General features: G+C 47.5%; 10 protein-coding genes, 1 tRNA gene and 1 riboswitch. Of the genes, 2 read left to right on the forward strand and 9 right to left on the reverse strand.

Features of this window, described 5'->3' with window-relative positions; all coding sequences use genetic code 11:
* Positions 1-75: 75 nt before the first annotated feature.
* On the reverse strand, positions 76-1,266 hold the full coding sequence (locus GOU96_RS11295) for a multidrug effflux MFS transporter (protein WP_001140085.1): 1,191 nt from the start codon (positions 1,264-1,266) through the stop codon (positions 76-78).
* 116 nt (positions 1,267-1,382) lie between these two features.
* Here GOU96_RS11295 and GOU96_RS11300 point away from each other — a divergent pair, with 116 nt between their 5' ends.
* The gene (locus GOU96_RS11300) at positions 1,383-2,324 is read left to right on the forward strand and encodes a LysR substrate-binding domain-containing protein (protein WP_001165357.1); all 942 of its coding nucleotides are present in this window, start codon (positions 1,383-1,385) and stop codon (positions 2,322-2,324) included.
* 132 nt (positions 2,325-2,456) lie between these two features.
* The gene (locus GOU96_RS11305) at positions 2,457-4,250 is read left to right on the forward strand and encodes an aminopeptidase P family protein (protein ID WP_267782432.1); all 1,794 of its coding nucleotides are present in this window, start codon (positions 2,457-2,459) and stop codon (positions 4,248-4,250) included.
* A gap of 226 nt (positions 4,251-4,476) precedes the next feature.
* On the opposite strand, the gene thiH is transcribed toward GOU96_RS11305, so the two are convergent.
* The 8 genes from thiH to GOU96_RS11345 form a co-directional block, all read right to left on the reverse strand.
* A complete protein-coding gene (thiH, locus tag GOU96_RS11310) occupies positions 4,477-5,589 on the reverse strand; it encodes a 2-iminoacetate synthase ThiH (RefSeq protein WP_000008473.1) in 1,113 nt (370 codons plus the stop codon).
* Positions 5,586-6,356, reverse strand: a complete 771-nt coding sequence (locus tag GOU96_RS11315; protein WP_258501951.1) for a thiazole synthase — start codon at positions 6,354-6,356, stop codon at positions 5,586-5,588. The genes thiH and GOU96_RS11315 overlap by 4 nt, the downstream gene beginning before the upstream one ends.
* 5 nt (positions 6,357-6,361) lie before the next feature.
* Complete coding sequence (gene thiS, locus GOU96_RS11320) at positions 6,362-6,562, reverse strand: sulfur carrier protein ThiS (RefSeq protein ID WP_258501959.1); 201 nt, start codon at positions 6,560-6,562, stop codon at positions 6,362-6,364.
* Entirely contained in the window at positions 6,562-7,338 is a 777-nt protein-coding gene (gene thiF / locus GOU96_RS11325; protein WP_108315838.1) for a thiazole biosynthesis adenylyltransferase ThiF, read from the reverse strand. The genes thiS and thiF overlap by 1 nt, the downstream gene beginning before the upstream one ends.
* Entirely contained in the window at positions 7,325-8,647 is a 1,323-nt protein-coding gene (locus GOU96_RS11330) for a thiamine phosphate synthase (protein WP_258501955.1), read from the reverse strand. The genes thiF and GOU96_RS11330 overlap by 14 nt, the downstream gene beginning before the upstream one ends.
* Before the next feature lie 3 nt (positions 8,648-8,650).
* The gene (gene thiC / locus GOU96_RS11335) at positions 8,651-10,588 is read right to left on the reverse strand and encodes a phosphomethylpyrimidine synthase ThiC (protein ID WP_258501957.1); all 1,938 of its coding nucleotides are present in this window, start codon (positions 10,586-10,588) and stop codon (positions 8,651-8,653) included.
* A gap of 100 nt (positions 10,589-10,688) precedes the next feature.
* A riboswitch (TPP riboswitch) is annotated at positions 10,689-10,787 on the reverse strand.
* 52 nt (positions 10,788-10,839) lie between these two features.
* A complete protein-coding gene (gene crcB / locus GOU96_RS11340; protein ID WP_000006443.1) occupies positions 10,840-11,220 on the reverse strand; it encodes a fluoride efflux transporter CrcB in 381 nt (126 codons plus the stop codon).
* A 232-nt stretch (positions 11,221-11,452) separates the two neighbouring features.
* Positions 11,453-11,529: transfer RNA gene (locus GOU96_RS11345), tRNA-Trp, on the reverse strand.
* Positions 11,530-11,552 lie beyond the last annotated feature (23 nt).

Below are 11,552 nucleotides of genomic sequence, written 5' to 3' on the forward strand. Positions count from 1 at the left end.
GTATCGAAGAGGCAAACAATATACACAGGATGCACGCTGAGTAAAATAGCCTCAGCGTGAATTTATCTTGTTCTATCAACACTCAGAGACACTGGCGTGCCAACGAAAACCAAGCGGTGAGAATAAAATGAGTAACGCAGGTGCCGCTAACCACATGGTCAAACCGATCAGTAGTTGCGGCTCAGGCATAATGCGTTGCAACGTACCGACCAATAGCCCAGAACCACTCATCTGGAATAGTCCGAGCAATGCCGCCGCCGTACCAGCTTTATCGCCAAACGGAGCTAACGCTTTACCGGCGGCTGCGCCCAGTATCCATGCAAAACCAATCGATGATAAAAACACTGGCAACATGAACGCCAGTGCGCTTGCCTGATTACGCAGCACCAGCATTAGACTGCCAGCGATCATTAACGTAGTAATGCCAATGATCAAAGACCAACGAGTACCCAATTTATCCATCACTTTAGGGGCTGTCATGCAGGCAATGATATTGATCACCGCATTAACGCCAAACCAGAAGGTGAATTCATTCATACTGAGCTGTAAACGCTCCATGAGAATCACTGGCGCGGAGGTCACGTAAGCGAGAATCACCGCCATCGCCAGTAGACACAGCGATGCGTGGAAGAGGAAGGTCGGCGCTTTTAATACGGCGGCATAACGAGAGAGCTTAAAGACGGCAGGTCGACTGCCCATGTACGGATTACTCTCCTGCAGACGTAAAGCCATGGCTAACCCTACCAGCAGCGCAAATCCGGTCATAAAGCTGAAGTTTGCTCGCCAACCGAATTGCTGAGTTAACCAACTGCCCAGAATCGGCGCGAGTGCCGGAATAAAACAGATCGCTCCATTGAGGTAACTGATCATCTTACCGCTGCGTTGCGGCCCAAATAAATCGCGAACTGTTGCAAAAGCTGCTACGGAAGTCGCACACGCTCCTAAGCCTTGTAGCAACCGAGCCATTAACATCCATTCAATACTTTGAGCACTCCACGCCAATAAAGCGCTCAAGGCATAAATGCTAATGCCCCCTAATGCAACAGTTCGTCGACCATACTTATCTGCTAAAGGGCCAGCAAATAACTGCCCGACACCCATCGCAAACAAAAACCAGGTAATCGTATCTTGTGCTAAAGCGTGTTCCACGTGAAACGCTTGTGATATTTGAGGCAATGCCGGTAAATAAATATCGATCGCCAATGGGCTAAATAGAACGAGTAGTGTCAGTAGCACCATTTGCTGCTTACTGACCTGAGATGGCATTGCTTGTTTCACTTCACACTCCGACTGAATTTTAAAGATCGGTGCATGATACGTGGCTCAAGATATGCTAAACAGTGGTATATCGTCATTGCTGTTATTCTATTTGGGAAAAACTCATGCAAATTGAAAAATTGGCTCGTATCGATCTCAATCTACTGGTCTGTTTAAAAGTCTTGATTGAAGAGTTAAGTGTCACGCGCGCGGCTGCACGTTTATGTCTGAGCCAATCGGCCGTGAGTAAATCCTTAGCCAAGCTACGCGAGCAGTTTGACGACCCGTTGTTTGTTCGCACGTCTTATGGACTGAATGCGACCCCGAAGGCGCTCTTCTTAAAACCCAAACTGGATGTGTTGGTGAATCAACTTGAGCTACTCACTCAGCCCGCACATTTCTCCCCCCAATCCAGCGAATATCGCTTTCAAATCGCGGCAGTCGAAAGTGTTTATCCATTGATAATGCCCTACTTTTTACCGACGATTTTTCGCCACGGCCCTCATCTGAGCATCAGCACCCATGCATGGACTGAACAAACCTTCCGTAAATTGCAAGTTGGCGAACTGGATTTCGGTCTGACTGGTAAAGACATTGATATCAATGATGCGAAGTTGACCTTATTGCCTCCTGCTGACATTTGTGAACAAGAGATCTACCGCGATAATCAGCGCTGCGTGGTGCGCCGCGGCCACCCGGTACTTCAGTATGATTGGAATTTATCCAGCTATCTTAACCTCCGTCATGTACAAGTGCGCTGTGATGGAAATGATCGCTGGCTGCTGGATTATCGATTAGCCGATCTCGGCTATGAGCGCGACATCGCGATTACCGTACCAGACTTCAATAGCGCAGCCAGCTTGTGCACCTATACGGACTTTATTTTCACCGCACCGAGCCACTTTACTCACTGGGTCGCCAAGCAGATGGATCTGGTTGAATTACCATTACCGATGGAGTTTCCACCTATGGCATACACACTGTTTTGGCATCGTGAACGAGAGAATGACCCTGCGCTGCGCTGGTTACGAGAACTGATACAAACCAATACGCTTCATTTACGCTGAGTTGATAGTCGGATATTTGCGCAGCGTACACAAAAAGAGTAGCTTATTCGCTCTCGTCCACTTGCTGTATGTGGTTCGTATAATCCATACACAAGAGATAACAAGGACTGTTTAGAAAAAGGATCACTTCAGATGTCAAACCTACACTCTCAACGCCTCGCGGATTTTCGCCACTGGCTACACACTCAGCAACTTGATGCCTTCATTGTTCCTCATGAAGATGAATATCTTGGGGAATACGTTCCTGAGCATAATGAGCGCTTACACTGGTTAACTGGGTTTACAGGTTCCGCGGGAGCCGCCATCGTTACCGTCTCCGGCGCAGCGATTTTTGTTGATGGCCGCTATACCGTTCAAGTCCGCAAACAAGTGTCTAGTGAGCTATTCGAATATTGCCACTTGATCGAGCAACCTTATTTAACCTGGCTCGTCACTCAACTGCCCGCAGGAGCGAAAGTGGGTTACGATCCTCGCATGCACCGTGGTAGCTGGCTAACACAGGCACAAAAACAGCTCGCAGGAAAAATTAACTTGTGTGCAGTCAGCAGTAACCCGATTGATGTGCTTTGGCAGGATCGCCCTGTTCTCGCAGCCTCTGAAATGCGCTTAATGCCTCTTGATCGTGTTGGACAAAGCAGCCTTGAAAAGCGTCAATCGATCGCCAGCACCCTGCGCGACAAAAACGCCGATTGCGTTGTGTTGACCGAACTAGATTCTATCGCATGGCTACTCAATATCCGCGGTTTAGATGTATCTCGCTTACCCGTGTTGCTTTCTCACGCCATTGTCCATAACGATAGCAGTGTGGATTTCTTTTTCGATCCAGCGCGCTTGGCAACCGATTTTGATGCCCATGTAGCAGGTACGGTTCGCGTGCATCATCCGGCTAAGCTTGAAGCTCAACTGCATCAACTCTCTGGTCGCCGCGTCATGCTCGATTCTGCGACCAGCAATGCATGGTTCACACTCACCTTACAAAATGCGGGCGCTGAACTGCTCAACGAAGCGGATCCATGCCTCCTGCCGAAAGCGGCAAAAAATAACACGGAAATTGCAGGCATGCGTGCCTGTCATATTCGCGATGGTGCGGCTATGGTGCAATTTCTCGCTTGGCTGGACAATGAAGTGGCTAATGGTCGCCTGCATAATGAGGCCGAGCTGGCGGATCGACTGGAAGCCTTCCGTCGCCAAGACCCAACCTTGGTTGACTTGAGTTTTGATACGATTTCAGCAGCTGGTACAAACGCCGCTATGTGCCACTACAACCACCAAAATCAGCCTGAGCCGGGTCAGCTTTCTATGGATAGCCTGTATTTAGTCGATTCTGGTGGCCAGTACCTTGATGGAACCACAGACATTACTCGCACGTTGGCGATTGGTCAGGTCAGCGCAGAGATGAAGCAACAATTCACCTTAGTACTCAAAGGTCACATTGCCTTGGCTCGCGCTCGCTTCCCGAAAGGCACAACAGGTTCACAACTTGATGTTTTGGCCAGACAGCACTTATGGGCACAAGGTTACGACTACGATCATGGTACTGGCCATGGTGTCGGCCATTTCTTGAGTGTACATGAAGGGCCACAGCGTATCGCGAAGGTTCACAATAGTGTGGCTTTGCGCCCCGGAATGGTGCTTTCCAATGAGCCGGGTTATTACCGTGCCGATGCGTTTGGTATTCGAATCGAGAACTTAGAACTGGTCACCGAGTTTGCAACTCAGGGCGATTTCTCTGTACTTGGTTTTGAATCATTGACTCGTTGCCCTATCGATAAACGTGCGATTGAGGTGAATTTGCTGACTAAGCCGGAACTCCATTGGCTCAATCAGTATCATCAAAAAGTGTGGGATGAAGTGAGTCCGCTTATCAAAGAGACTCACGTCCGTGACTGGTTGCAACAAGCCACCTCACCCTTGAGTCACGTATAAACTGGCTGGTTATCCGCATAGAATAGAAAAGAAAACCGTCGTATTGAAGTGAACCCCATTTATTGCTGCTATTTGTTTTGTCGCTATCGTGGATGGGATTTAGCCTCGAGAAATCGCAGTTTTACTCCAAATTTCAACCCAGAAAAGGCTCTATCCGAATCTCAAATGCCGCTTTTGTAAAATACAAGCTTTGGGTTTCACGTGAAACACTAATTTGAGTAAAACATTAGCCTGAATAGGCTCGATGCCAGTCATGCCATACCACTTGTAAACCTTGCTCCATTAACGCGCTACTCACCTCTGCGGCAGAACGTTCATCACTTACCGCAAACTGCTCTAACTCAACCTTAGGGTCTGAATACCCTCCCGGCTGAGTTTTAGACGCTGCAGACATTGAGGTAATCCCGAGCTTAGCCACTTGATCACGAAACATCGGTGACTCGCGGGTAGACAAAGAAAGCTCAACTTCGCTATTGAACAGACGAAATGCACAAATCAACTGCACAAGTTGTCGATCCGTCATTACTGATTTCGGCTGTAAAGCGCCCTCACACGGGCGTAAACGCGGAAAAGAAATTGAGTAGCGCGTCTTCCAATATTGTCGCTCAAGATAATCCAGATGCGCCGCAACAAAAAAGCTGTCAGTTCGCCAGTCCTCAAGCCCAATCAGCGCGCCAATACCAATTTTATCGATGCCCGCTCTAGCCAACCTATCGGGTGTTTCGAGTCGATACCAAAAATCGGTTTTATTGCCTCGCAAATGATGCTGCGCATAAGTCGACGGATGGTACGTTTCTTGGTAAACCATCACCGCATCCAAGCCTAGCCCAATTAACTCGGCATACTCTTCTTGCTGCAACGGCTGAACTTCCATCGCAACATAATGAAAAGCTTGCTTGATGATAGGCAGTGCCCGACGGAAGTATTCGATACCCACCTTGGTTTCGTGCTCCCCGGTCACCAGCAAAACGCTATCAAAACCCATTCGTTTAATCGCCGCGATCTCTCGTTCAATCTCCACTTCATTCAGTGTTTTACGCTTGATTCGGTTATCCATTGAAAAACCGCAATAGGTACAGGAATTCGAACAGAGATTAGAGAGGTAGAGCGGAATGTACATCGACATGGTATTGCCAAAACGTTGACGAGTGGCCTGATAAGCCATTTGCGCCATTGTTTCTAGATAAGGCTCTGCGGCAGGTGAAATCAGCGCTTTGAAATCGTCTAACGTCCGTTTAGGTGAAGATAAAGCGCGTTCAACATCCCGCGCTGTCTTACCATAAATCGATAGCCGACTGTCATCCCAGCCTAATTGTTGGAAGTGGGTAATGAAGCTCATGATACAAAATCCAAAAATCCAGTTAATGGACTTGATGCCGTCGCCATTTTTACTCGTGATGGCAAGCCCGACTCATAAGCCATTCGCCCAGCTTCGACCGCTAACTTAAAGGCTTTCGCCATAGCAATGGGGTCATGCGCCGCGGCAATAGCGGTATTCACTAACACGGCATCGGCGCCAAGCTCCATCGCTTGCGCAGCATCGGATGGCGACCCAATCCCCGCATCGACAATGACCGGCACTTTGGCTTGGTCAATGATGATTTCAAGAAAGGTTTTCGACGCTAAGCCTTGATTGCTGCCAATCGGTGAACCGAGCGGCATAACCGCAGCGCAGCCAACCTCTTCCAATCTTTTGCACAAGACAGGGTCAGCATGGCAATACGGCAACACAATAAAACCTAGCTTCACCAATTGTTCAGCCGCAAGCAGGGTTTCGATGGGATCGGGCATTAGATATTTGGGATCAGGATGAATCTCCAACTTAAGCCAGTTCGTGGCTAAGGCTTCTCGGGCTAGCTCGGCGGCATACAACGCATCAGCAGCATTTTTGGCTCCAGATGTGTTAGGTAAGAGATTCATCTGCATACTGAGTAGCGGCGCAAGAATGTCATCGTCGCGCTGAGCCAAATCAATCCGCTTTAACGCCATGGTCACCAACTCTGAACCTGAGACGGCCAATGCTTCAGCCATGACATGGCGATTAGAGAATTTTCCAGTCCCGGTAAACAGTCTGGATTGAAACGTTTTATCTGCAATCTTGAGCATCTGATTTAGCCTCCTGCTATCGCTTGGAAAAGGGAAATCTCATCCCCTGAATTAAGCTTGGTGTGTTGCCATTCACTTCTTGGGACAACCTGCCCATTGAGACTGAAGACGCAACCTTGGCTAGGCAGACTGAGCTGCGCATGTAAATGCAATAATGAGCTAGAGATATCGGTCTGGATGGCTTGCTGATTCAAGTAGATAGTCATTAGCACGGTTGCGGCTCCTTCTGTTGTACAGGTGACGATACGCTGCAAACTGGACAAACCTTATCTTGATGAAGCTGTAGGCTCTGCCAGTTCATAGACTTACCGTCAAAGCGCAGTAATTGGTTAGCAGGAAAATGGGCGCTCCCCACCAGAGCATGCAGTGCGATTAAGGCTTGTCCGTTACCAATCATACCGACAACAGGACCAACAACGCCTCGGTCACTGCAGCCTTGACGCTCTGCCATATCCGGTACGATACACTGATAACAAGGTGCAGATTGACGATAGTCAAACGCCATTAGATGCCCTTCCCACCCAATGACGGCACCGCTGACGAGTGGCCGTCGCGCTGCATAACAGGCTCGATTAATTGCGTGGCGGGTTGGAAGGTTATCACTACAATCCAACACCAAATCCACTTGGTTGATTTCTAAGTTCAGGATCAGCTCATCGACTTCCCGAGCAATCACCCTCACTCGTACTTCTGAATTGAGTTCGCGTAAGTGCCGAGCAAGAAGCTCGGCTTTATTGTGACCAATTTGTGCCTCGTGATAGCAAATCTGACGGTGTAAGTTGTGTAACTCCAGCCTATCACCATCCGCGATAATCACTTGCCCAACACCTGCACCAACCAAATAAGGCGCAACCACATTACCGAGCCCCCCGCAGCCAACTATCAACACACGTGAATTAAGCAGTTTTTGCTGCCCTTCCTCTCCAAGCTCAGCAAGGCTGATCTGTCTTTGATAGCGGAGAAACTGTTTATCTGTGAGCATCCGCCACCTCTCTAGCTAAGAAACCGATTGGCTCAAATGACTCGCTGGCTGGCATCAACTTGCACTCTGCATCTATAAAATCTGCAAAAACAGAACTCAACGCTTGTACTGCAAGGCTAGGATCCGGTGACTCAGTAATAGCCCGCACCACTGCAACCGCCGTGACGCCACAATCGAGAACATCGCGAATATTGCTGAGGTCAATACCACCAATCGCGACCGTTGGAATGCCATTTTTTCCTTGGTAAGGCATTTGATTAACCAACCGCTGATAGGCGGCTAGTCGCGCTAGCCCCTGTGGTTTTGACGGCATCTGTTTAGTGGTCGTCGGAAAGATATGCCCAAGGGCGATGTAGCTAGGCTGTATTCCTGCGGCTATCAGTAACTCATAATAACCATGCGTCGAAAGCCCCAATCGAATACCAGCATCTAATAGCTCGGTTAAATTCGCACTCGTTAAATCCTCTTGCCCAAGGTGCACACCATAAGCCTGATGCTTAATGGCTAATTGCCAATGATCATTTATGAAAACCTGTGCGTTGAATTCACGACCTAACGCGATGGCTCGGATAATCTGTGCTTCCAAATCCCTCTGCTTAGGATCTTTAATTCGCAGCTGAACCGTTCTAACACCGAGCTTCAGAAGATGCTCAATCCAATTCACATCATCCACTACGGGATAGAGATTAAATTTTGCTTTATCAATCCTTGGAAATGCTCTGGTGGTTGGAAATACTTTGGTAGATAGAGAGCGAATATTCGATTGCGCTACTGGGAAAAGCTCGAATTGCGTTGGCCATGTTTCACGTGAAACGCTATCCCCTTGAGTAATTGCCGCTCTTGCAATGCACAAACCATCTTCAATCGGAAAACCTAAGGCCAACGTAGCTAAAACCCAAGCAAGATGCTGATTTTCCTTACTATTTAATCGATGACTCTCTGATGGATAAATAATAAGTTGCTCTGCAGCATTCCCATACTGCCACTTATCCAGCGTAAAACCATATTCATCATGAAGACCTACAGTCACCATGCAACGAGCGTTAGACATCGTTGCCTCGGGTAACACTCGGTTTTCAGACACATAGTCTAGGTAGTAGTCACAAGGCTCAGAAGCCTCCTCTTGAGAGCACAAACTACTGCCAATTCGCAAAGACTCTTCACTCTTCTCTAAAATAAACCGAGCCTCAGAGCCCACATCCAAACGGATGTGCGGAATAGCGAACCCTTGTTCCTTGGCATGTAACAGTGCATGTTGCACGTGACCGATTAAGGCTGACAGGTGGCGTGGAAAAACCAAACGTACCATGACTTACTCCTCAATCGGCTCTTTCACCAAAGGATGATAGAGTTCAGCACCTGAAGCTAAAAACTCACGAGACTTATCTTGCATCGCCAGTTGTATAGATTCCGCAGGCATAACCAAGTCAATGAGGGTGGTGTCTAATGTCTGGTTATTTGCGTAATCCCTGACCTCTTGCGAGATCTTCATCGAGCAGAATTTAGGGCCACACATAGAGCAAAAGTGCGCAACTTTTCCTGATTCCTGCGGTAGCGTCTCATCATGGAAAGCGCGCGCTGTGACGGGATCAAGCGCAAGATTGAACTGGTCTTCCCAACGAAACTCAAAACGTGCTTTTGATAATGCATTATCACGAATTTGTGCTCCCGGATGTCCTTTCGCCAAATCAGCAGCATGAGCCGCTAACTTATAAGTAATCAATCCTGTTTTGACATCTTCTTTGTTTGGTAGCCCCAAATGTTCCTTAGGTGTGACATAGCAGAGCATGGAGCAGCCAAACCAACCAATCATGGCAGCGCCGATACCAGAGGTAATATGATCATAACCCGGAGCAATATCGGTCGTTAATGGACCAAGGGTGTAGAATGGCGCCTCATGACAATGCTTAAGCTGCTCATCCATATTGGCTTTAATTAAGTGCATAGGTACATGCCCCGGCCCTTCAATCATGACTTGCACATCATATTCCCAAGCTATTTTAGTTAGCTCACCAAGGGTACGTAACTCAGCAAATTGCGCTTCATCGTTAGCATCAGCAATCGAGCCAGGACGAAGTCCATCCCCTAGAGATAGAGCCACATCATATTGCGCACAAATCTCACAGATTTCACGAAAATGGGTATAAAGGAAATTCTCTTGATGGTGAGAAAGACACCATTTCGCAATAATCGAGCCACCACGAGAAACGATGCCCGTTACGCGCTTGGCTGTCATCGGCACATAACGCAATAACAAGCCCGCATGAATTGTAAAATAGTCCACACCTTGCTCAGCTTGCTCTAGTAAGGTATCTCGCATCACTTCCCATGTGAGGTTTTCTGCTACACCATTCACTTTTTCCAGCGCCTGATACATAGGTACAGTACCAATTGGCACGGGGCTATTACGTAAGATCCACTCGCGGGTTTCATGGATATTTCGCCCTGTCGACAGATCCATAACAGTATCAGCGCCCCAGCGGGTCGCCCAAACTAACTTCTCTACTTCTTCTTCAATAGAAGAGCTAACAGAAGAGTTACCGATATTAGCATTCACCTTGACCAAGAAATTGCGGCCAATAATCATAGGTTCAGATTCAGGATGATTAATATTGCATGGGATGATGGCGCGCCCTTCCGCAATCTCACGACGCACAAACTCAGGAGTAATCTGATCAGGCAAATTAGCACCAAAATTCTGCCCAGCATGCTGCTGAAGCAGGCTTGGATCTTGATGAGCAAGACGACGAGAGTTTTCACGGATCGCCACAAACTCCATTTCCGGCGTAATGATTCCCTGCCGTGCGTAATGTAACTGAGTGACTCGATGCTGGCCTATCGCTCGGCGAATTCGCGGTAAATGTCCATAACGCAGTTCATCTAGAGTTTCATCCGCTAAGCGTTCACGGGCGAAATGAGAGCTCATACTAGGCAGAATGTGCGTATCTCGACGCTCTTCAATCCACTCCTCTCTGAGCTTAGGAAGCCCCTTGTAGAGATCAATATCATGTGAAGGGTCAGTATAGACGCCAGATGTGTCATACACACAGATAGGCTCATTGGGCTCAAAGATGGGTGCATCTTTACTGCCACCGACCAAAGTATCGCTGAGAGTAATTTCTCTGACAGGTACCCGAATATCAGGGCGAGAGCCTAATAGGTAAGATTTTTGAGAGTTCGGATAGGGCTCAACAGAAAGGGTATCAATAAAGCGCTTAGCTTCCAGTCTTGCTTGTTTACGGTTCGACATAGCATTTCCTTTTTAATAAGAGGGAGAAATGCTTGACGGAAAGATGCTATGAGAGATGAGTCGATAGGTAGCTACGCTATTAATAACAATAGGTCACCTAAGAGAGTCTTCTCTTGTTCCCTTCGCAGGTATTAACCTGATCAGGTTCAACGGATCCCGAATAAACGGTCTCAGCCCAATGGCACTCCGACAAGTGGAAGCATTATAGATAAAGCTTATTCGTTAACCAAGTAAAATGGCTGTTTCATTGATCAACTTTTTATTAACCAGTGAAAACCAATCCAAGCAGCAGAAATACTTAAAATAACATTCAACAGTACATTCGCCCCCATTTTAAAAAAAGCGCCCTGCTGCATTAAAAGCACGTTATCCATAGAAAACGTCGAGAAAGTCGTTAATGCTCCGAGAAAACCAAGGCCAATCACTTGTTTCCATGGGTAAGGGCTTAACCACTCATTTTCAACACAAGCGATCAAAACCCCCATAATAAATGACCCCACCACATTAACGGTCAGTGTTCCAATCGGGAAACCACGCCCAAATAAAGTGATGCATATTTCGGACACTAAGAAACGAGCGCAAGCACCAACCGCGCCGCCTAAAGCAATAAAACCCAATATCGCGAATGACATGCCGATTCCTTTATCTACCAACTAAGAGGGTATTCTAAACACTCCTCGGTATAAAGCGCAAAACTTCAACGAAATAATAGATTGAGCAAAAACAATGTGGCGGATTGCCGTTAACAATAAGGAGAAAAATAGAAAAGTTACATGCGTCACTTAATCACAAAAACTCTTAGGACGAGATTAATTAAATGGCAGATAAAAAAAAACCTCAGCATTTATGCTGAGGTTCAATATATGGCAGGGGTGGAGAGATTCGAACTCCCAACACGCGGATTTGGAATCCGCTGCTCTGCCAATTGGAGCTACACCCCTGTAGTTTTTTGAGCTTAAGCTCG

It is taken from the genome of Vibrio sp. R-1, assembly GCF_035615595.1.
In the GTDB taxonomy this organism is placed as follows: domain Bacteria; phylum Pseudomonadota; class Gammaproteobacteria; order Enterobacterales; family Vibrionaceae; genus Vibrio; species Vibrio cholerae.